Below are 21,655 nucleotides of genomic sequence, written 5' to 3'. Positions count from 1 at the left end.
CCCACTGCTTGGTCTGCATATCCGCCTCCCGCATCAACTGCGGGGGGCTTTTCTACAGGCGTGAGGAGCAGACTATCTATAGGTGCCGACAACCACGATTCACGCGGGACTCACACACACCATTGTCTACTTGCGACAGATCACTAGCGACGCGGTGCTGCCAGACTTGGTCCTTGATAGCGACATCCGAATGCAACGCTCCTTTTGATTGAAGAGAGTTTGAAAGCGACCTCGATACATCGCCGACAGCAAATCGGGAGAGAGACAATTGGCCGATCCAAAGACATATCTGTTCGACCTTCCCAGCACCAAACGTCCGTCAAAGGCTACTATCAAAGAAGAATGGTATCCTGGCGTGAAGGACTATTGGGAGCGGTCGACGAGCAGCCGGATTTTCGACGCGATCCTCGGTGTAAAAGCCGTGATCATTCACGCCACAGCTGGGCACAGCTCCTCCGGCGCAATGTCAGTCATGCGCGACGGCAAGGCGAGCTGGCACTGGCTGGTGGCCGACGAAGACGAAGACGCACACGGCAACCACGTCTGGGCATGCGCGCCTGAAGCCCGAGCCGCGTGGCATGTACGCAACGCAGTCCACGACCCACGTGTCAATGATGACGCCAAAAGGGTCAACCACTGGAGCCTGGGTATCGAGATTGTCAATTCGCAGAAGAAGAGCCCAACGGATCCTTTTTCGAACTGGCAGGTTGAGGAGACAGCCCAGATTGTGCGTTATTGCTGGGCGAAGTATCCAAACCTGTCTCAGGTTGTTTCCCATGCCCTGCTAGACCCGTCACGACGGTCGGATCCCGGAACCCATTTTCCATGGGACCGTTTCAAGTCCCTAGTTCTCGGCGCACCTGCCGAAAAATCGGTTGAGGAGCTCTTTCCGAGCGTTGCGCCGATGAGTGAATTGCCTTCGAGCCAAGGCATTGAACTGTGCTGCTCGGTGACTTGACGCGATGATTTCGGGCGACCAGGGCTTTCACCAATCAATCCTCGTCGCTATGCGAGGACCGTCGTTGAGGCGGGGAATGGAATTCATTCAATCCAAAGAATTTTGGCTGGAAACAGCCACTCTGAAAGCAGGAAATAGACTATTCTAGACTTTTTACTTCCCCGCCTTGACCCCCGGCCTCGCGCCGGGGACTTTCTTTTACTAGGTCCAAAAATGTGCAGCAGAGTGGTCAGAAAACTTTCCGGACACTGAGCAGATGATAGGTCGAACCGTCCTTGGGAAAGCCACTGATGCCGATCGCGTTCAACTGGCTCGCGCCCAGCACACTGAAGAATGCGCCTTCATCATTCCAGAGAAAACCGACATGACCTTTCCAGGTGGCATCTTTGCGCGCGAACACTGCAATATCGCCGCGCATTGGAGACGTGGCCTCCTGCCCCCATCGGTGCCAGGAACGGGCCGCTCTGTTTCCGGTTCCAGTGAGACCTGCCATACCCAAACACCAATTGACGAGGGAAGAACACCAGGGAATGTCGTCAGGAGAAACGCCTGCGGCCGCCTTATGAAATTTTTCGACTTCGAAATTGGCACTGCAAGGTCCAGAATAGGCTTGGATACCTCTCTCAAATTCAGTCAAGGCCCAGTCAAGAGGCGTATCCGGTTTCGACTTCGGCGTTATGCAGGGTGGAGGCACATCGGGCGTGGAAATGTTCACGGGCATGCCGGGTTCGAAGAGGTCATATGCTTCAAGATGCGGATTGTCGGCGCTAAGTTCCTGGGCCGAAAGCCCGAACTTGCGTGCAAACTCGAACCGGCTAATGCTTTCCGAAATGATGTAAGGTTCCGTTTTCTCGACGGTATGCGTCATTCTCAGACCTCAGTGCTTTTCCAAGTGGTTCGGCGATTCAAAGCAAAAAATCTCATGAGCTGTCAGTTGTGCGGGTTCCTCAAGGAGTCGGAATCGATTTTCATGCGGACTATTATCGCCGGCTTCGCCAATCCTGATCTCCACCCGGGGAAGCAGGCATTTTTGCCGAATTGCCGGAAGTCCTCCATACCGTCATTGGCCATGGGTTGTGTGAAGCCTGCGTGAATCGCCGTTTTCAAAGGAAAAGATTTACAAGATTGGAGAGCTGACCATGTTGAAAGATCTGCTTCAGAAATCCGCCGCGCTTTTGGAAGGAGCGCCAGCCTATGCCGATACGGGTAGCGAAGAGGCGAGACGGTTTCTGGATGCGCTCGAATACCTGCCGGGTGCCGATACCCCCAAACCCTCTCCCGAGGTGGAGGCGAACCGGCGGGCGCTGATCACCCTGGCCGGCCGTTGCGACGACCTGTTCACCTTGAGCATGCCGCATGCTCCCAGGGCCACATTTTTCGGCGCCAAATTCCATCCATCCGCCTTTGGAATTTCCGGATTCGATTCAGCCCCAGCAAGTGCCGGTGGGCGCGGGGTGTCGCTGAAGGAGGCGTTTGAGAGCTGCCTTGGGGAGACCGCGGAGTATCTCTCCTTTATCGAAAGAGAAGACGACCCGCTCCTAGCCATGTCGTCTTCGCGGCCTCATTCTTTACCGTCAGGCATTTCCGAAAACTGGCTTCGCGGCGGTCTGGATGCCGGACCAGAGGAGGATCTGGCACTTTTGGATTTTGTCGACGCCCGCTCATTGAGAACCGGAGAGTTAATTAGTCTGCCTCTCGAGCTCGTTCTAAGGAGGCCCGAACACAGGAGGAACGGCAAGCGGGCGGCGCATAGCAACGGTGTCGCGTCCGGGATTACGATGCTGGACGCAGTTAACTCCGGACTTCTGGAGCTCATTGAGCGGGATGCGATGGTTCTATGGTGGTATGGCGGTCAGACACCCCGAACGATTACAAACGGCGCGGCCTGGGGCGAGACATTCTTGGGCTTCATGGCCAGCTGCCGTCCAGCGAGTAGCCGGGACTGCTGGTTTCTGGAATTGACCACGGACCTTCAGATTCCTGTCATTGCTGCACTCTCCAGCCTGGTCGACGGAAGTCAGGTCGTCGCGGGTTTTGCGGCCGATCGGGACAGCCGCCGTGCAGCGGAGCGAGCCTTTTTGGAAATGTGCCAGATGGAGCTTGCCCAGCAAATCTCGGCGGAAAAACCCAGCTACCTTCCCGACGACCGAATGTCACAACAGGACCGGATCTGGATCGAGCGCAAACGACTGTTGTCGCTCGACAATTTTCCACGGCTGAAACAGGCTGCGTCGGTCGAGGCCGTGTCAGATGTTACGCCAGACGGGAAAGCGGCCAGTCCTGTCGAGGCCATTGCCCGGGTCGGACTGGAGGCGTTTTGGGTCGACGTAACCCGGCCCGAGATCGGTATCGCCACTGCCAGGACGCTTGTGCCCGGACTCCAGTCAACGGATCCATGCTGGGTTTCGGCGCGCCTGACCGAGGCTGCACGTATCAACTGTGTTGAACTTGAGGCTGCAAAAAACGCCGTTACCCCGTTTTGATTGACTGCATCCGCAATTATATTAGGTTAACAGTTTACCAACCATAACGAGTGCGGATCGGGAGTTGTGCTTAATCCAGCTGTCGGGCTTAAAGGCTCGCATATTTCTATTAATATTATTGACGGATTTTCACTCGAAGGCCCGGAGAGCACCGCTCATTCTATCCGGAACCGGAAGTCATGCGGACTTCTTTCCTATCTGGCGCTCAGCAGAAACAACCGGGAAACGCGTGAACGATTGGTCGGCCTTCTGTGGAGCGACCGACCCGAAAAACAAGCCCGCGCCTCGCTCAGGCAGAGTCTCAAACAACTGCGCCAGTTCTTTGACGAATTGAATTACGAAGGTTTCGACACCGGTCATGTGAATGTCACGTTGGACCCGACCACCGTGTCCACGGATTTGGGCCGGGTTGTCGAACTGCTTGGCGCCAACGTAATCAGCGAGCCGCTTCTGCAATTTTCCAACCTGCCGGAACGCATTCTTTACGGTTTCGAGACGCTTGATCAATCTTTCGCCGCTTGGCTGCATGTCGTCCGACAGAACTGGAACACCGTTATCGTGACAGAATTGCGGCGTATAATCGGTGACGCGAACCTGCCTGGGGAGACGGTTCAAGCCGCTGCGGAGGCATTGCTACGCATAGACCCTACGCACGAAGAAGCCCACCGAAGCACGATCCGGTTTCATGCGAATAATGGCAACACCGCTGCGGCTCTCAAGCAGTATAACGAACTGTGGGACGTTCTCGACCACGACTACGACATGGAGCCCGAGCCGGAGACCCAGGCGCTGATCGCCGACATTAAGGCAGGCACCTTCTCTTTCGTGGCCAAGAACTCGCCCACCGTTGCAGCGACGGAGCAGAACGGCGGCGCACCGGCGCTCGAAGCGAACTCCGAAACATGGTACCCGACCATCCGGGTGTTTCCGTTCCTTGCAGGCGGGATCGACCCTCACGACGGCATGGCAAGTCTCGTAGAAGGGTTTCGGCAAGATCTGATTGCTAGCATGGTACGCTTTCGGGACTGGATTGTTCTGGATCATGTGCTCCAGGCTCCTGGCGAGAGTGGCAGTGACCCGGCGGCGCCCGACGGGAACAAGGGCTACACAATATCCGGAACCCACTACGAGGACGGCGACGATGTTCATCTGCTAATGACCCTGAAGAACTTGCAGACCAACCGCTATGTTTGGAGCGAGCGTCTGTGCCTGTCCCACGACAACTGGTTCGCTGCACAACGTGAGTTCATCAAGCGGATGTCGGCCAGTATGAGCATCTATCTGACCGCGCAACATCTGTCACAGCAGATCGCGAGCCACGATCTACCCAAGGACGCTTATCGACCCTGGCTTTCAGCCTACCGGATGATCTGGTCCTGGGACCCTCAGAAACGAGCGGAAGCGGAAGAAATCTTCAAAGGAATCATTGAACACTTCCCCGATTTCGCCCCGGCCTATAGTGGTCTTGCCTCGATCTGCAACACAGAACAGGTCATCTATCCGGGTTTCTCGGCTTCGCCGGAGCGTCTCAAGGCGGCAAACCATCTGTCTCGAACTGCCGTCGCCCTGGATCCTCTGGACGTGCGCAGCCACATTGCGCTGGCGTGGTCGAACGGCATGATTGGTCAACACGACCAGGCGGCGAACCACCATCGCCTGGTCTACGACCTCAATCCGAACAACCCGACGACGCTATTTTCTTGCGCCTGCGGTTTGGCGATGTGTGGAGATCTCGACGCTGCCCGGGACATTGCTGCTCAAGCAATGTCACTGATTTCGTCGATAAACCCAGTACAGTGGGCCTATTTGACATCCACCCGGTTCGTCTGTGCCGACTATCTCGGTTGCGTAAAAGCAGCCGACAATTGCGGAGAAGCCCTCCCGATGGTGCCGGGTTTCAAGGCTGCAGCTCTTGCGCTGATCGGCCATAAGAGCGAAGCTCTTAGCGCGGGTGAACGTTATTTCGATTTTATACGCGAGCGGTGGCAGGGCGAAGCCCCCTGTACGCGGGAGAGCGCCGCCAACTGGTTTGTTCAGCACTGCCCGGTAAAAAGCAACGCCACCCGTGCCAGAATGCGGGAAGGCCTCGCCGAGGCCGGCCTCCCCACCTCCTGAGTGCACGACCTACATGCAAAGCGAGATGCAGTAGTCGGCAAGTCTGGCCCTCTGAACTTTTTTTCGTTTTGGAGGAGTGATGTTCTCGTCAAGTGAGCCCGTGTAGGCAAGATCGTACTGCGAAGGAAAGATATATCGTTTCTTTTGCAGACCGACCGCTATGTTGGCCGCGTCGAGCATCGTTTTCGTCGGTAGCGAAATGTTCATTTTGCCATCAACGAGAAGATGAAAAGCAAGCTCTGGCTCGCCAAAGCCGTCTGGCACAACCGGACCAGCACCCCTCTCTTCCAACACCTGAATGAATTCGCTCCAATTTTCCGGCCACGTTTGGTGATCTCGTGCCCATTCCTCTAGAATTTCACCCAATATCTCGTAGTTGTTTACTCTGAAAAACGGTTGTTCTTTTGACATATTTTCTCTCCTGACTGCTTAAGTTGCGTGTCTCGATGGGGAACACGGGCTGGTGTTAAATAATGCCCAGCTTCTTCCGCATGCACTGTTTTCTCGGCAGAGCCATTTTCTGGATCAGTGACTGCGCCGATAGACGACGAATGCGCCGGGTGTGGACTGGAGATGCTGTCTCAAGCGCAAGACTTCTGGAAAGTAGTTTTCAAAATCAGAAAATCTCAAATTTGACCGCTCTGCTGCTGCAACAACATTGCGCTGGAACATGATCTTGTCCTCAAGTTCATTTTCCATTTTGCTCAAGCGCGCGCCTTGAGCCAGGTCTGCCGGATTTGCTGTAAGCAGTGTGTCCAGCACACAAGTTCGAAACTTCAGAAAGTGGTTTACCAATGCGGTGGACAAGCGAGAGCTATCGCTGCCTTCATTCTTGTTTGGTTCCCGGACATGAACAAACCTGTCGACCGGAGGCGGCCAGGAAAAGTAGTCTGGTTCTCCGTCTGCCGTTCGGCTTTCGCCTATTGTTTGGTCGGCAGTCGTTTGATGACATCCAGCGCATGAAAGCGCTTGAGCTCTCCGTAGCAAATGCTCCCCAGTCATCACGTGGCCTGAAGGTCCGTTTGATGTCGCGAAATGGTTCGCACGCTTTCGAGAGGCGTCGAATTCGCCGCCGCTAAGCTTGAAGAGATCACTCAATGGATCCGGTTCAGAGATATCTTGAAATCCAAGAAATTCTCGGTCAACTTCAACCGCTCCGAGCGCGTTTACGAGATATGTTTCACTCAACCGATCGGACACGTCCCTGCGAAAGTCTTTGCATTGGATAAGATCTTTTGACACCGATTGGATCTTTGGGCTGCGCAAGTTAAACGCCAACGCCCCAAATAGATGGGCCTTGAACCTACCACCAAACGTAGCTGGCCCACGGTCGTTTCTGTAGAGTGCGATAAGTGGGCTGTCTTTCGTCGGAGCGGGTTGGAAGCGTATCTTTCCAGCGGGACCTGGTTGTACGAGCCATTCCCGCAGTTGCCAGACTGCCTCCTTTGAACCGTCCTGGCTGACTTCTACAGTCCGGAAGTTACCGCGAACTTGCCCGAGCGGTGTACCAGAGTTTCCGGCAAGGTATTCTGCTCGCATCGCCCTGCTGAAGGTTCTGCCTTCGGCCTCATTCATGGTGTGATAGAAGAAATTATTAAGGGTTGTTGCGATCTCCGTCTTTTTCGCTTCCGTCCTCGGTGACGAGGGAGAGGTTCTGAACGCGGCCCATTTGCGTGCAAGCATCTGGCAAGTAACAACACGCTCTTTTGGCAAATCATTCATTTGAGCACCATAGGGAAAGCTTGGCCGAGTCTCGAAGATCAGGAAAAAACGCTCCACGATCCCTTCCGTAGTTTCGCTTCCGCCTGGATGCTCCGCTACAGGTTTGTCAAAAGAGTAGACAATCCGAAACTCACCGCAGTCATTGAAACTCTTTGGAGCGAGATCAGGGCGAAAAAACACAGCAGAGAGTTTGACCGAATAGGGGCTCCCGCCCTCCCCGGTGCTTCGCTCGTCTAGAAGATCTTTCGGCTGTAGCACGGCCAGCGGTAGGCTCGGTCGAAAATCCGCAGATGGTGGCATACCTGCGGAGCGATTCGAGGCAAAGCTGTCCAGAAGAGATTGCAGGAAGTCCTCGACGTTCTTATCCGTGACGTTCTCGACCGGCCGGTCGCCCCGCAGAATATGCTTGAGAGTATTCTTGAAAGTGAGACCGGACTGTTTGAGAATCGCCTTGTCGACGATCGCCAGGGCCATATCATGGGTCGCAGCCTTACCTTCTGCAATCACTGCGGAATACCCGATCCCGAGCGCCAATACCGCAGCCTTAAATACACTTTTGACAATGTTTCCTGAAATACGCCTCATATCCCCCCCGATGCGGAACAGCGCCATCGTTGCAACTGACGTGTGAATCATGCGTGATTTTGTGCTGGAGTGACGCAGTGAGACAGAGGTTCTTTTGCTTTCGCGTATTGGCAAAGCCAAGACCACGCTAGCCTCGTGTACAACCTCTTAATATTGAAAACCCATTTCAACTTCCAAGCCTAGAAACCTGGCAACTCATCAGAACAAGTCCACCTATGCTGAGATAGATACTGCAAGGTTGAATTTCCCACCTTAGCGAGCGGTTTAGAAAGCCTACACCTGAAAAATCGCGGAATTCAGCGGTTCTCGACAAGGTGGGAACTCGTTTCAAAAAACGCGTTTTAGTTCCCACCTTGAAGTTGCGCGGCAATTGACAATTCGCGGGAGAAAGTTGCCACCTTGAACGTAGGACTGATGAGTGTGAATTTGCTCAAAACGCCAGAATTCAGCCATATTTCATGAGGTGGCAACTTGTACAAACGAAGGCAAAAAATTGCTACCTTGAAGTTGCGCAGTAACTGAATTCATTGCGTTTTTTCAGATTGCGCGTATCGCGCACATGGCAATGCGGGCTTTTTGCGCCAAGTGAAGTTGCGCACTCGATTGAACTCGCCACTTACAGAAGTTGCAGAAAACCAACAAAAACCAGATGATCTCACCTAATCTCGGAAATACCCTTAGTGCCAAGTGTTCTTGCGCGTTACATGAGCTGCTGTAGCGCGCAATTTCGTTTAGCAAATCGCGCAACTTCATTTGGCACACAATTCCGTTGAAGAATTCGCAATACTGAGATCAGGCAATGGTTGGGGTGTGGAGATGGCTATAAATCAGCTGGCTGTGGCTCGGCGGCCTATTTGAGATTTTGAGGCGGTTTGTTTGATACAAATTTTTCGTCTGTTGTTCTCGGCCACCGTTACAATTTGGTGGCTACAAGCATCTACGCATCATCAAGCTTAGTCTGGGTCGACCGGTATCGACGCCACCACCTGTTTCGATGAGCCGTCACGGAAAAAGAGAGCGAATGGCGGCTTCCCTTCTGCCGCCGCTTGTGAAAAATCTTCTACTGAACGGCTTAATTCCTCATCTGAAACAATGCCTGATGAGACACCAAGCGAAACCCCATCCCACTCAGGTGTCTGCTCGGCAATTAGTTTAGACAAAATTTCGAAGGTCAAATCAGAGCTCGCAGCTGTGAGCGGCATATGTAAGACGTTGTACAATTTGCATACTTTTGGCTCTTGGGTCTCAACTCCCTGCCGCGCAGTGTCAAGCGCTGATTTGACGCCCTCGGCAACGTCAATCTCTGCCCACGAAAAAGGTTGGGCCAGCAGAAATTTCTTGTCCGGTTCACACAAGGCATACTGCAAGAACGACTCGAAACTCTCAAACTTCTGCGCAACGTGTTGTGATGGAAGCCAATCGATCGTCCCGTTCACTATTGCTCGGCTCCGGTGCTCAACATAATTCCCAAATATGCCATATCCTGGGGCATCGAATATCCGGTAAACCGTGCTGGATACGATCTTAAAATTCTCGTCAAATATGTTCTTTGGTACCGCAACGTTCCAGCCGCCTCGATGGCCCACACTGGGGTAGATAATCGCCCCAATATCCAATGCAAAAACAATATCGCTAAATGCTGAAGTCACCTTGTATTCAAATGGCCATTTCACTGGTCGGGCAAAATGCTCGGCCATAAAGGCGTCAACAAAGTTCAATCGCATTCTTGCCGTCTGACTTAGGCTATCCCAATGTTTCACTATCGCTTCTCGAAATCCGTCACCCAGTAAGGTTGACGGCTTTCCATACCTGCGCACATGGTCGATCTCGCCGATTGTGGTGTATGTGACAGCTGCTTTCGGTTTGCATCGAGTCTCAATGATCTGCACTCGACTGCCTACGTCGAGACCCAACTCGGAGAAGACAGTTTCGAGATTGTTAGATCCGTAGAAAACGGATTTTCCGGGGCTATGGCAACGACCGTAGGAAGTGATGTGGTTTGGTTCACGTGCGGTTAGCTGATCAGTTGTGTGAAATGGTTTCTTATCATCTAGTTTGCGGCCTCTAAAGAAAGTGAATTCACCGGGGATGGAACCACTTAAAAACAGGTGATCCTCAATGATTGTGTCGAGCCTCTCTCTAACATCGGGCGAATGCAATTTGCGTTCCGCATTCGATCTAAGGCCGTCTATGATGTCTTGGGTAATGCGGAGCTTTGTAAGTTGGGTGGGCACTTTATGATCCGCCGATTGTTAAAAGTCTTGCGAGCCTAAGAGCTGACGCTAACCGATATTACCACCTCTTTTACTTTTCTGCCCACACCACCCGAGATGACCTAATGGGATGAACTGCCTTCCCACCGAGACGCAGCTATTGTTGCGCGTATTGGTGGAGAAGAAGGAGCATTCTGGTGGAAACCGCAGCATGAAAATACCACCGCTCAAACACTAACTCGGGATTGGCATCAGTCTGGGTGAGGGCGGCGGATTGGATATTCTATCCGCTGTTCAAGCCGAAGCGGAGCGTTTTCTGACTTCATCATAGAGCCGCCCCAAGCATGCATCTCGGGACAGCTCAACTGCCAAAGCTCGCGGCTTTACGAACATATGCTCCCGTTTGCCATGGATGGGTCAAAGCGCATTGCGATCGTCGTAAAGGCGATCACAAGGTAGCGATTGTCGGTCTTCACATAACCCGCATAGAAGAACCGTTGCCCGGTGTACGCGCCATACCGGTTCTTCGCGTTGACCGAACCGCAGATCTTTCCAGCCATACCGCCCTCGAATTCATTGACCACGTCGAACGTGAACACGGCCGAGTAGGGGTCAACAAGCGTCTCAGCCGCTTTTGTCCGTACAGCCTGCTCAAGTGCGGGATCTACTTCGGCCGCATACGGGCTTGAAATAGCCAACATCGTGGCAGCTGTGAGAGCCATCGTCAGGGTTCCGATTTTCATCGTTCCAGATCACAACGCGATAGGACGCCAGTAGCGCGGCGCCAACTTTTTTTTGCTCAAAAGATGGCAGAATACAGCCATTTCAAACAAAAAAGTAAGTCATTGATGATTTATTATTTTACTTTTAACTCATTTTCAGATTGACGATCGATCAGCGCTGACTTACATTGCCTTCAACAAAAGGAGCTTGCCTGTGTCAGGACAACGAAACGCTGATATCCCAGCCTCTGAGCGTGCCGAGATTTTCCATGAGAATTTCGGGAACACCCTTGATGGGGCAAACACTTATGAAGACATTTTCATTGCGCTAGCGCGATACCTCGCGGTCATCGGTGGTGAAGCTGCCTCCGATAAGGCGCTGGCAACCTATCTGAATGAAGTTTTTAAGGCTGGACTCGACGAGTCGTCTCAATGGAAGGAATTCGTTGAGCGCAATGCCCATGACTTCTTTTCAGAAAATGAACTCGGCGAGATCATGCACAATCTCATGGCCTATGCTGAGTATGGAATTGTTCTGCACCCAAGTACCGATCGCGACACTCTGGCAGAGCATATCAAGGCGATGATCGAGCGCGTCGACGAGCTATGGTCTCTAACACCAGTGACCGCGTGGCAGCTTGATGACGCAGACCAAATTGGCCCTCTGCTCACTTGGGCAAAAGGACGTTGGGCACTCGATAACAATGAGCCCATCGAACCTGCAGCTCTCGCCTACCTCGCTGGTATGGCTGAACAGTCTGTCCGAAACCTGATGTCCAAAAAGAAAGGCGGTCTGTACTCAGAAAAGGGCAAGGTCCCGGCTCAAGATGCGCTGGAATGGCTTTCAACACGGCCAAACTTTTGGGATTCGATTTGGCAGACACAGGATATGCAGGGCCACTATAAGCCATTGGAAGAGCTCACTGTCGAAACGTTTGTCTTCGTTCCAGTTTCGCGCGATGGCAGCATTTTTCATCCGGGTCTGAAGCACGACGGAGGTTTTCGCGTTGGCCCACGAGACGCTGAACAAACGATGGGTCAGTTCGAAGAAGCGTTGTCTTATCTTCAGTCGCTCTCCAAGCCGTATTGGCGGCGGAAAAACGCAAACGGACAATGGGCACTCATTGCTGGTGTTCGCTGGGAACGCCTTAGCGAAACCGAGCTCAAAAAATTTGAAGATGACCCAGAGCGGCGTCTTCAAGCTGCTCTCTAGCTAGGACGATTAGCCTAACCAGAGAGTAATTCACCGCCGAAAGGCACATCCAAAAGGGCCTGTGTCAACTCGTGTGCACCCTCGCACGAGAACGGGCTCCCCTTATCTGAAGGAAACATCTGACTATGGACTCAACTTTGGCACGGATTGCATTGCATCAGTTCCTTAATACGATGATTAACACTCAGCAATCATCGTTTAAAATCTCCGGGATGGTTTTTACAAACTCGTTCAACAGCTTTCTTCTGTGCAACGCGTACCATTTGAAAGATCAGCCAAATCTTGTCGAAAAACTGCATGTAATGCTGGATCCAAATCATGCAGCATACATCGTGCAAAAACGGATCGACCCTCAACGCGATAACTGGGTCGAGATCGGCAAAAAAGGAGATGAACTCCATCGCGACGTGCTAGCCACTTTGAATGCATTGAATAGGACTTGGCGCACGGACGTTGTCCCGTTTTCTGTTTTGCGCAGTTTTTCCGCTACCTGGAAAAGCGCAGTGATCGAAGCAGTTATTTGGAACCGTGGCACTCCGCGTGTTCGGTCAACAGCGCAGGCCGGAATTTACCAGATGTCCCGTTGCGATCTGCACAATCGCAAAGCGCGTGCTTATAAATTGAAGCAAAACAAAAGGACCCTCTATGACATCTATAACGGCATGTCTGCAGCCTAAATTACCTCGAATGCCGCACCACTAGCGGCATACTCACCCCGAAAACTTATCAATCCCTCAGGAGGTTCGCATGAACAGCCAACGGACACGTGCGTCCAAATTCCCGCCAGAGATCCACGAGATCGTCGAAAACACCGCACGCATGCTCTCCATGCCGTCCAGCGACCTCACTGAGTGTTTGACCAACGAAACTGCTGATGAGGTCGCGCAATTCTCGCAGTGGCTCAGGCGCTCCAATTTCTCGGACGCTCTGCTGGCAGAGATCCGCAAAGACCTCATCCGCCGCCCAAATAAACGGCTTTGTGAGATCCAAGCCCGCTTCGGCGTCTTGCTCGCTGCCTAACCTTGAAAGAAAATCCAAATGTACCCTCTGGAACTGCTCCGGCTCCTCTACGCACCGGCTCTCGATCACGGCTCTTGGATCTTGAGCATTGCCGCACGCGCACTGCAGCGCCTCCGCACAGCCACCAAGAAGCACTTCTACACCACAGCGCAGTGTTCGGACAAAGACCCTCAACCCGCAAACGAAAACCTTCAGAAAAAGAAAGACGCAGCATGACCAAGAACCTGAAGCATTTCAGGAACTGTCAGTCTCTTGACATTCTTGAGCTGCTCCAAGAGCTGAAAGAGACCATCGAAGCTGAGCCAGACGCGGCTTCGTTTTCAGGGCGCTTGAAGAACGAGTTCACTGCTTGTCACTTGGTACTGAATGAGCGCTTTGCAGCCGCTGAGAAGGGAGTACCGGCACCGGCATTTCGTCCGCAACCTGCCCGCAGCAAGGCCCCGAAAGGCAATGCTGTGGAGCTAGCGAACATCGTTCGTCTCATCGATTTGCATTATTGCTGGTGCGCCGGTCATAGGCCACAGCAAAACGCAATCTCTGAGGCGATCTTTGGAGCAGAGTTTGACTTTGACGCCGCGCACAGGTTTACGCGTTCAAAAGGCAAAACCTTGAAGAAGCTGGAGTTGATCGAACTTCACGACACATTCGGACCTCAACATTGCCGTCTTGGTAACGTTACCTTGCTCCTCGACACTGATCGATCATCCCAAAGGGTATTTCATCGTGCCAGGGAGCGTCACAAAATCGACCTCCAAAACCGTTCTCTTAAAGCCGGGGTAGACAAGCGAGAATGGGCGGACCTTTTGGCGATCGGCACCATGCTCAAGCATTTGGACATTCCGATCGACGGGAACACACTCAAGCAGATGACCAGCCTCATCGGAAGGCATATCAGCGACCGGCCATTCCGGCACAAGGAGAAGTATGTGAGCGCATGCAAAAAGCTTGGTCTGGACGTTGAATGATTGCCCATTGCAAGCCGAACTAGCGCAGTTCAGAAACAGAGCACCGGCAGAACAGAAACAGGGCAAGAATGCCGGAACAGTTTGGATTTCCTTGGTTTTTGCCCCGACTTCCTGCCTTAGACAATAGAATGAAAGAACAATAAAAACATATTAGAGAGCGCCCTTCGGACGCGGCGCTGCGCACAGCCGTCGCCTTCGGCTCCGGCATTGTGCTCGCACCGGGCGTATAAAATCTTCCTCCCGGAAGAGATTGAAAAGAAGATCTCAATACCATCCCGGAATAAGACTTGGTCTGGCTTTAACAGGAAAATCAGAATGAAAGGCACCGGCTCGCGCCTGCGGCGCTCTCCGCTCCCTTCCTCCAGGTCAGCGAAGCGTCAGGTTTTCTCGTCCGGAAAGTAGAACAGAAAACTGTTCCAGCTCGATGGGCCGTTCCGGCCCGACGAGCGCTCTTTGACATCGTGAAACGTCGTCAGCTTTTTCCTTCCGGGGCTTGGCACCAAGTCTTGACACAAAACCAAGATGGCGGGTGTTTCCGCACTCCTCCCCCTGCCCGGCTAACAATCAACTCGACAAAACACACCAGGCATGCCCGAGGATCGATTTTAAGAGTCACTGGCGCGCGCTGCGCACTCTCAACGATAAATCACACACGCCAAACAAAAAGCGCGCCATGGAGCTTCCCTGTCGATCTGGCGTTTCAAGAACTATCGGTCCGGACGCACATCTATGTCGGGGCAAGGGCTACATAGGCGTTTCGCGATCGACCATGAGATGATGATCGCATGTCTCGAACGAATGAATGACAGCCGTTAAGACAGCCGGAAGACTATCCGTTTGATGGCTGGAACTATCCGGCCCGATCTCGCCACGAAGCAGATTCAACGGCGCGGCTTAAAAATGACGCTGAAGCGAACTTGGCGATCAGCAGTAAAGTGCGGGTTCACGTTTGCGGTTGAGCGAAAACGCGCAGATGCTGTTGACTTAATTTGCACTTAATACAACCGAACCGGCCGGTTGATGAACAGCGGATCCTGGAGTCGGACGGATTTGTTGTTCGGGATTTTGAAACAAGTTCACGCTGAAACGAGCGTTGTGAACTTTTGTGAACCAACTTTGAACCAAATGTTCCGGGAATTGGAGTGGATCTGCTGGTGAGCTCAAGAGGCATCACCCACGCATCATCGCGGTTCATTTAGGACTTCTCCTTATTCTGACCAGTCAGCGGGGCCTAAAATCGGCTTTTGATCGTCAAATGCTTCGGACCACCCAGATGTGTCTTAGTCAGCCAAGTCATAGCTGAGGCAGACGATCGCTTACTCTCCGATTTGCGAAAACCATTGAAAGAAGCGCTTCGATAACAGTTGCTCGGACCACGATATAAACCTGGCGTAAAGCAATTATGTTGAAATGCACAAACAGATCTGGTTGTAAATCTGTCAGTTAGCACCTTCAAAATTGATTGGAAATTTGGCTTTGAAACTCCTTGGATCAGCTAAGAACCTCATTTCCAATGTTTCACTGAAAGACTTATCGGAAGACACAAAGCGCAGGATTTTCGCCTGGTGTTTTGGAGTTGCACTCGTTTCAGCTTTTTTGATTTGGCCAACAACCTCCACCGACATTGTTGCGCCGTTGATCGATCCACCGGAACCTGATGTTGTCCACGCCTTTGCAGCCAGTTCAGGGATGATACCGAACCCTGAATTGGCGGTGACGATCCTCAAGGTCGACGACGAGACTTTTGAGGCACTAGGCAGTCCACTGCCGATGCGTCGGTCAGTGCTAGCGCAAACGCTCCTTCGCATTCGGTCTGAAGGAGCCACTGCGATCGTGCTGGACTATGAGATCGCTGCTCAGACCACGGACAAAGACCAAGCAGAGCTTCATAAGGCTCTTGAAAATTGGAATGAAGCAGATCCGCTCCTTCTCATTGCCGGATCATTCGTTACCAACGCTGATGAGACACATCGCATCAACACACCTTTCGACCACCATGTTGGAGCGAAAGACAACATCAGATGGTTTAACACGCTCTATCTTCTTGATGATCAGGGTGTGGTTCGCCAATGGAACCAATGGGAAGAGGAATGTGATGATGGCACCGCATATTTTTCTGCCCAATTGACCTTAGCCATCCATCATTTTGGTGCTTCAACAGAGCAAAATCTAAACTGGCGACAAATCGAGGATCAGCTGTGTGACGGAACATCAGAGAAAAAATTACTCAGTCTCTCCGAACCACAAACAATCGTCGCCAGAACAGCGCCAATATCCTACATCTTGCACAATCACGCGAGTGCTGTCCCATTGGACGTGAAAGTTGGAACAAGGGATGGGCAACAAGTGCCCGCCGTATTTCAATGGCCACTACGCGATTATTTGACGGACAAGGTTTCACGCTCAGCGATTGAAGACAGGGTTGTTCTGATTGGTGCGACACATAGGTCGAGCCGGGACATCCATCAGACCCCAGTGGGTCAGATGTTTGGTGTGCAAGTTTTGGCGAATTCTATACTACAAGCACCAAATGTCCTGACCTCTATCAAGCTATCTCAAACAGCTTTAAATGCACTCGCTGCCCTGATCGCCTTGATTGGCTTGGCGATGTTCAGGTTCCTCCGTGAATTCGTCTTTGCCGTCCTGTTTTTCTGTGTCTGTGTGATCGCATATGTATCAATCGCTTGGCTCATCACAGCTTCTACAGCTGCTGACATCATTCAATTAGCAATTGCACTTCTCGTTGCGCTAATTGCACTCTTATCATTGATTGATATTCTCTATGACAGCGTCATCGCTCGAAAAGGATGGCGCTCGTTTTTGAATGATTGATTGCTCGGGGGTTGATTTGAAGAACAGTGTCCTGCGCTTCTGCGCTAGCGTTTTTGCAATGCTCTGGACGAGCGTTTGTCTCGCTCAATCCGCCGGCTTCATTGTTGATTTCAATGGCCCAAAAACCGACCTATCAATTACGCGAAGTGGCAATCCTATCGATGTTTTCCTCGGCCAGGAGCTGAGTTCAGGAGATGTCATCACCGTTCAAAATGAAGCTTCGCTTGATCTTCATACCAACGGCGAGGTGATCAAACTAGACGTATCCAACACCCCGACCACGCTGGATGAGGACGAAGGCAGAAGTCTGGGAGATCGTTTTTCAGAGGCGCTTGCGGTCTTAGCCTGGTGGGACAGTGAATTACAAAAGAAGCCAATGGCCAGCCGTGATGGACGTGCCCCGTTCATAGCGACATTGGACGTTGCCGCAGCCCCGTTTGTTCTCGCAGGCGATAGGATACTCCGTGTCAAATGGGTCGACGGTGCCCCTCCATTTGCCATTCGGATTGAAACAGAAGCTGGTGAAACTGTGTCGGAGGCTCGAACCAAAGGCAACGACCGAGAGTATTTCCTAAACGTTAGATTGATTGAGGGGGCGCAGTATCGATTAAGCATTGTTGGGCTTGGCAAAGGCACAGAACAGACGACCACATACGAATTTACGGCTGCAACTCAAGACGCTTTTGATGACCTAGCCGCCCTCAGGAACATCTCTGACACGCACGAGTTCATTTTACAGGCTCTGGAAATCGCAGGCACTGAAAACGGCAAATATGCTTTCGAGACTTCTCAGCAACTCTTTGAACTCAAAACTTCGGGCAGGCTCAAAGACGTCGGACTAGCAGCACTCGATTTTGGAGATTGGCCGTGATTCTCCGTTCCGTATTTGCCAGAGTATTGTCGGCTTTCGCCCTCTTCCTTATCGGAACTGCATCTTCTTTCGCGGAAGGCCTCACCATTGGCGGGGCCCATCCGCAGTTGCAGGCCGTGGCTCAAAACGAAAATGCCACGATGCAACAGCTCGATGCAGCCGTGACACAGCTGACACGCCTAATCGATCTTGCAGAAGCGCAATACGGCAAGAACTCGGTTCAGGTGGGAGCGCTTCTCATAGACATCGGCGAGGCAGCTGTACGTCGAGGCTTGCTCTACTCCGGAAAAGAGTCGGAAGATCAATTGCGACGGGGAATAAGAGCACTTGAGGCTGGAGAGCCGCTGCTCAAGCCATTTGAACGGCAATATGTCGGGGCGACAATTCATAGAGCACGGGCGTACTTGATGATGGGCCGGGCTCATCTCAAAGCCAAGCGTTATGAAGACGCTGAGAAAGCTTTGCGTCAGGGCCTAGCGATCCACTGGAAGCGGTTCGATGACCATGCGTGGCAACTGCAATTTTTCCCGTATTTGTATGACGCTGTTCAGCATCCAGATGAAAAGCTGAAAGTTGCGGAAGGCGAACTCAAAATTGCTCGAGCCACTGGAAACAAACAATTTGTCGGAGCTGCACGCAAACGCCTTGCACGGGCAGAAAACTTAACAGCGTCCATATCTGCCGAACTAATGCGGATTCGGATGATGGGAGAAAAACTCGCAAAAAATGGTGATAGTCATCAAGTTCGCAAACTTTTAGAAGAAACTTGGGAGCAATACAGAACAAATCAAAGAGAAATAAACACATTCTCCCAATTACTAAGACCAAGCATATTCTATATTTATGACCCCACGTACCCTGGACGGGAATACAGCTTTAGTGATTTCCTCCAAGCAACAAACCCATACAAAGAGTACGATGGAATCGCAGCCAGATTTTTTTCTGAAAAACGCATTCCGATCATAATAAAAAATGAAAATATAAGGGTAAATAATAGAACCGCTTTATTGCACTACATCGTGAAAATATATGACGCAGGTCACCATGATGAGGCTTTCGCTTTTTGCAAGATCATTCCCTTAACGATCCAGCATGATGGCTCGTTAGGCGTCCGAGAGTACTGTGATGCAAGAGAGTTTTCCTATTTCCTTACACAGACCGGAGACTACTATAAGGCGATCGATATTCTGAATATATCCAAAAAATATTTCGAAAAAAAACAATCGACTCGAAGCAATTTTTCAGAAGAAATATATGAACGAAACTTAATTCGGCTGGCTGAAATTCACAAAAATTATGGAAAACCTGATGGGTTTTTTGAAGCGTATGAAAACGTCAGTGAAAAAATTGTAGATGAATATCCTGCACTTAAAAAATATGCCTGGATTATTTCGGAGAACAGTACGCTTCAAGGCGATCAACTTAAAATAGACTATGAGAGTATAGAAGAGCTTGAAGAGGGCTGGATCCAGAAGTGGAAATTGCTCCCAAACTATTTCCGTCTCACTTCAAGTAATCTGGCAAAGCACATTTGCAAACTACGTACAGATTTAGAATACAATTTTATTAGAGACTACCTCTGTGCTCTTTCCGATCAAAATACCGCTAATGATAGCAGTAGTAGCGTTAGCAGCCTGCCATTAGAAGCTCGATATGTAGAGCCCGACTTCGGCTTATTTAAATTGATCCACGAAGGAAAGTACAAAACACTAAGTGATAATTACAAAGCAAACCTCGGCGGGGATGACGGATGGAGTACCGGAGACCGTATCGATTTCGACATTTGGACGCCGAGCAAACAAGAGAAGAACATAATCAGTCAAAAACTTACTTTAAGTGAGTTTCAAAAATCTGATCAAGGAAACGCAGATCTCAATTATAGTGATGCTGTAAATCCAGTTCGAGTTGCGGCTTCTTTTCAAAGCAATGGCCAGATCAATCTGGCAAGAACTTGGGCGACACCCGCTGCAGAACGTTACAGAGCCGCCAGCCCACCCGGTTATGTCGACATAAGCTGGCTGTCACAGGAATTCGATCGTCAAACATATCTCGACGGGTGGCGTTGGTTAATTATCGGCTTGCCGGTGATTGCAGAAACACGTTTTTCTCCAACTCAGAGACTCACAGAAGATTGGGAAACCAACATTGGCGCATTTCACGGTCGAATGATTGCCAGGCGACAGATCGGAGACCAAAAGGCCGCAGCGGAGGATGCATTCGGGCTCATCGAATACGTGTCTGGGACACTGGCTGGCCAAAGCTTCAACCGCAATGAAACCCGAGAGGTGATTGCCCGTGTTGCACGGCACGCGTTGCGTGAAGCGGTAACTGCTCTACGGGCATATGAGCCGGAGAACCGGGAACACAAAGCCGCTCTGTTCGAGATTGCCCAGTTGCTCAATCTGACCTCCACGAGCCGGACCGTAACCCGCCTGGGCGCAAGGCTTGATTCAATCTCGCCGGAATTAGCGGAACTCGCCCGCGAGCGTGAGAACCTGCGGCGGAAATGGCAAGAGACAGACCGGGAAAACGAACCGGACGAGAAAAAACGGTTGCAGGATGCGGTCGATGCCTTGGATACGCGATTGAAAGCAGAGTTTCCTGAATATGTTGAATTGGCTGGGGCCATCTCGGTTTCAGATCGCGATTTGCGCCGGGAGTTAAACACCGATGAAGCCGTAATCAGCTTCATATCCGGTATGGAAACGACACTTGTCGTCGCTCAAACATTCAGGGACATTTTCGTTGTTGAGTCTCAACTAAGCAGATCTGATCTGGAGGGCCTTGTCAGCAATCTACGGCGCGGCCTCGAGATACGGGGTGGTCGCTTGCCTCGTTTTAGGCAAAGGGAAACGCAAACGCTCTATGAGAGCCTATTGGCGTCCGTAATAGACCAACTTCCATCACGCGTGAACAAGTTGATCATGATCCCTACAGGAGCGTTAGAGAGCATTCCTTTCAGCGCCCTCGTGGTCGAAGCCTCAGCAGACAATAATCTATCTGAAACAAAGTGGCTGAGTGACAGCTATGCAGTATCCCGGCTGCCATCTCCTGGTGCGTTTGTCATGCTCCGGAGCGCATCAAATCCTGCTCCCTCCCCAAAACCATTTCTCGGTATCGGCGATCCCGCGCTGGAGGGGGAACCAGAAACAAGCCGCGGACTGCTCGCAAGCGCGATCTATTCCACCCGCGGCGCGGTAAACGTTGAAACCTTGAGGCAGTTGCCGAGGTTGCCAGACACTCAGGACGAACTCAAAACACTTCAAACCGAATATAATGCAACGGACGAAGCTTTGCTTTTGGGAGAAGCCGCTAATGAGCCCAACCTTAGGGCTCAGGACTTGAGCGCCTATAAAACGGTTGCATTTGCGACACACGGACTGGTCGCTGGTGAATTAACAGGTCTTCAAGAACCCGGCCTGGTACTGACCCCGCCTAAAGAAAGCAATGAGGCAGACGATGGGTTCTTGGCGGCGAGTGAGATCGCCCAACTAAACCTGAATGCGGATATCGTGCTTCTGTCAGCCTGTAATACCGCCGCACCGGAAGGCGAAGGAGCTGAAGGTCTTTCCGGTCTGGCAAAATCGTTTTTCCTGGCCGGTGCCAGAAACTTGCTGGTATCGCATTGGGCAGTTGATTCAGCGTCAGCAACCTCCCTGACCACTGGCATGGTTCGCCACAAACAAAGCGAACCCGACCTGACCTATTCAGAAGCGCTTCAACGCTCAATGCGGGACTTGCGCACTCAACCAGACGGTAAATACGCACATCCGGCCCTTTGGGCACCATTTGAGATTGTGGGCGGATAGTTCGGCGCTGTTTGGCGATGTGGACCAACTGACATCAGCTACCCATTGCGGCTCCCCTGATACTCCGGGTTTTGGCACGGCAGAGCTGCCGACCCCAGAAAGCATCCCCAAAGCGTCATCGCGGTTTCTCTAGGACTTCGCACTTGG

General features: G+C 51.7%; 16 protein-coding genes. 11 read left to right on the top strand and 5 right to left on the bottom strand.

The window, feature by feature from the left end:
• Nucleotides 1-268 precede the first annotated feature (268 nt).
• On the top strand, nucleotides 269-958 hold the full coding sequence (locus ACQY4Z_RS18165; RefSeq protein WP_428523608.1) for an N-acetylmuramoyl-L-alanine amidase: 690 nt from the start codon (nucleotides 269-271) through the stop codon (nucleotides 956-958).
• Between the two features lie 229 nt (nucleotides 959-1,187).
• On the opposite strand, the gene ACQY4Z_RS18160 is transcribed toward ACQY4Z_RS18165, so the two are convergent.
• Nucleotides 1,188-1,826: a CHAP domain-containing protein gene (locus ACQY4Z_RS18160; RefSeq protein WP_428523606.1), complete on the bottom strand. Its 639-nt coding sequence runs from the start codon at nucleotides 1,824-1,826 to the stop codon at nucleotides 1,188-1,190.
• Between the two features lie 271 nt (nucleotides 1,827-2,097).
• Between ACQY4Z_RS18160 and ACQY4Z_RS18155 the strand changes: the two genes are divergently transcribed.
• Both ACQY4Z_RS18155 and ACQY4Z_RS18150 read left to right on the top strand, forming a co-directional pair.
• Nucleotides 2,098-3,441 (top strand): YcaO-like family protein, encoded by a 1,344-nt coding sequence (locus ACQY4Z_RS18155; protein ID WP_428523604.1) that lies wholly within the window; start codon nucleotides 2,098-2,100, stop codon nucleotides 3,439-3,441.
• Between the two features lie 66 nt (nucleotides 3,442-3,507).
• Entirely contained in the window at nucleotides 3,508-5,556 is a 2,049-nt protein-coding gene (locus ACQY4Z_RS18150) for a BTAD domain-containing putative transcriptional regulator (protein ID WP_428523602.1), read from the top strand.
• Nucleotides 5,557-5,565: 9 nt separating this feature from the next.
• Here the strand turns inward: ACQY4Z_RS18150 and ACQY4Z_RS18145 are convergent, their stop codons facing one another.
• From ACQY4Z_RS18145 to ACQY4Z_RS18130, 4 genes are all read right to left on the bottom strand, one after another.
• Nucleotides 5,566-5,967: a hypothetical protein gene (locus ACQY4Z_RS18145; RefSeq protein WP_428523600.1), complete on the bottom strand. Its 402-nt coding sequence runs from the start codon at nucleotides 5,965-5,967 to the stop codon at nucleotides 5,566-5,568.
• A gap of 114 nt (nucleotides 5,968-6,081) precedes the next feature.
• Entirely contained in the window at nucleotides 6,082-7,914 is a 1,833-nt protein-coding gene (locus ACQY4Z_RS18140; protein ID WP_428523598.1) for a hypothetical protein, read from the bottom strand.
• Between the two features lie 902 nt (nucleotides 7,915-8,816).
• Nucleotides 8,817-10,097, bottom strand: a complete 1,281-nt coding sequence (locus ACQY4Z_RS18135; protein WP_428523596.1) for an RES family NAD+ phosphorylase — start codon at nucleotides 10,095-10,097, stop codon at nucleotides 8,817-8,819.
• 362 nt (nucleotides 10,098-10,459) lie between these two features.
• Nucleotides 10,460-10,819, bottom strand: coding sequence for a hypothetical protein (locus ACQY4Z_RS18130; protein ID WP_428523594.1), 360 nt, complete (start codon nucleotides 10,817-10,819; stop codon nucleotides 10,460-10,462).
• A 193-nt stretch (nucleotides 10,820-11,012) separates the two neighbouring features.
• Between ACQY4Z_RS18130 and ACQY4Z_RS18125 the strand changes: the two genes are divergently transcribed.
• The 8 genes from ACQY4Z_RS18125 (at nucleotide 11,013) to ACQY4Z_RS18090 (ending at nucleotide 21,508) form a co-directional block, all read left to right on the top strand.
• Entirely contained in the window at nucleotides 11,013-12,011 is a 999-nt protein-coding gene (locus ACQY4Z_RS18125) for a hypothetical protein (protein ID WP_428523593.1), read from the top strand.
• A 125-nt stretch (nucleotides 12,012-12,136) separates the two neighbouring features.
• The gene (locus ACQY4Z_RS18120) at nucleotides 12,137-12,688 is read left to right on the top strand and encodes a hypothetical protein (protein WP_428523591.1); all 552 of its coding nucleotides are present in this window, start codon (nucleotides 12,137-12,139) and stop codon (nucleotides 12,686-12,688) included.
• Between the two features lie 70 nt (nucleotides 12,689-12,758).
• On the top strand, nucleotides 12,759-13,031 hold the full coding sequence (locus ACQY4Z_RS18115) for a hypothetical protein (RefSeq protein WP_428523589.1): 273 nt from the start codon (nucleotides 12,759-12,761) through the stop codon (nucleotides 13,029-13,031).
• 18 nt (nucleotides 13,032-13,049) lie between these two features.
• Nucleotides 13,050-13,247, top strand: coding sequence for a hypothetical protein (locus tag ACQY4Z_RS18110; protein ID WP_428523587.1), 198 nt, complete (start codon nucleotides 13,050-13,052; stop codon nucleotides 13,245-13,247).
• Nucleotides 13,244-13,996, top strand: a complete 753-nt coding sequence (locus ACQY4Z_RS18105) for a hypothetical protein (RefSeq protein ID WP_428523585.1) — start codon at nucleotides 13,244-13,246, stop codon at nucleotides 13,994-13,996. Before ACQY4Z_RS18110 ends, ACQY4Z_RS18105 begins: the two co-directional genes overlap by 4 nt.
• A gap of 1,476 nt (nucleotides 13,997-15,472) precedes the next feature.
• Nucleotides 15,473-16,828, top strand: a complete 1,356-nt coding sequence (locus ACQY4Z_RS18100; protein ID WP_428523583.1) for a CHASE2 domain-containing protein — start codon at nucleotides 15,473-15,475, stop codon at nucleotides 16,826-16,828.
• Entirely contained in the window at nucleotides 16,821-17,699 is an 879-nt protein-coding gene (locus tag ACQY4Z_RS18095) for a hypothetical protein (RefSeq protein WP_428523581.1), read from the top strand. Before ACQY4Z_RS18100 ends, ACQY4Z_RS18095 begins: the two co-directional genes overlap by 8 nt.
• A complete protein-coding gene (locus tag ACQY4Z_RS18090) occupies nucleotides 17,696-21,508 on the top strand; it encodes a CHAT domain-containing protein (protein ID WP_428523579.1) in 3,813 nt (1,270 codons plus the stop codon). Before ACQY4Z_RS18095 ends, ACQY4Z_RS18090 begins: the two co-directional genes overlap by 4 nt.
• Nucleotides 21,509-21,655: the final 147 nt, after the last annotated feature.

Origin of the sequence: Roseibium sp. (assembly GCF_965276855.1) — a bacterium.
Lineage (GTDB): Bacteria > Pseudomonadota > Alphaproteobacteria > Rhizobiales > Stappiaceae > Roseibium.
Note: the sequence above shows the minus strand (reverse complement) of the source record. Positions and strands in the feature narration are given on the sequence as shown.

Excerpts from the sequence above, each read along its gene's own strand:
- ACQY4Z_RS18115 (WP_428523589.1), top strand. The coding sequence starts at position 12,759 with ATGAACAGCCAACGGACACGTGCGTCCAAATTCCCGCCAGAGATCCAC.
- ACQY4Z_RS18140 (WP_428523598.1), bottom strand. The coding sequence starts at position 7,914 with ATGATTCACACGTCAGTTGCAACGATGGCGCTGTTCCGCATCGGGGGG.
- ACQY4Z_RS18145 (WP_428523600.1), bottom strand. The coding sequence starts at position 5,967 with ATGTCAAAAGAACAACCGTTTTTCAGAGTAAACAACTACGAGATATTG.
- ACQY4Z_RS18095 (WP_428523581.1), top strand. The coding sequence starts at position 16,821 with ATGATTGATTGCTCGGGGGTTGATTTGAAGAACAGTGTCCTGCGCTTC.
- ACQY4Z_RS18130 (WP_428523594.1), bottom strand. The coding sequence starts at position 10,819 with ATGAAAATCGGAACCCTGACGATGGCTCTCACAGCTGCCACGATGTTG.
- ACQY4Z_RS18120 (WP_428523591.1), top strand. The coding sequence starts at position 12,137 with ATGGACTCAACTTTGGCACGGATTGCATTGCATCAGTTCCTTAATACG.
- ACQY4Z_RS18110 (WP_428523587.1), top strand. The coding sequence starts at position 13,050 with ATGTACCCTCTGGAACTGCTCCGGCTCCTCTACGCACCGGCTCTCGAT.
- ACQY4Z_RS18160 (WP_428523606.1), bottom strand. The coding sequence starts at position 1,826 with ATGACGCATACCGTCGAGAAAACGGAACCTTACATCATTTCGGAAAGC.
- ACQY4Z_RS18155 (WP_428523604.1), top strand. The coding sequence starts at position 2,098 with ATGTTGAAAGATCTGCTTCAGAAATCCGCCGCGCTTTTGGAAGGAGCG.
- ACQY4Z_RS18105 (WP_428523585.1), top strand. The coding sequence starts at position 13,244 with ATGACCAAGAACCTGAAGCATTTCAGGAACTGTCAGTCTCTTGACATT.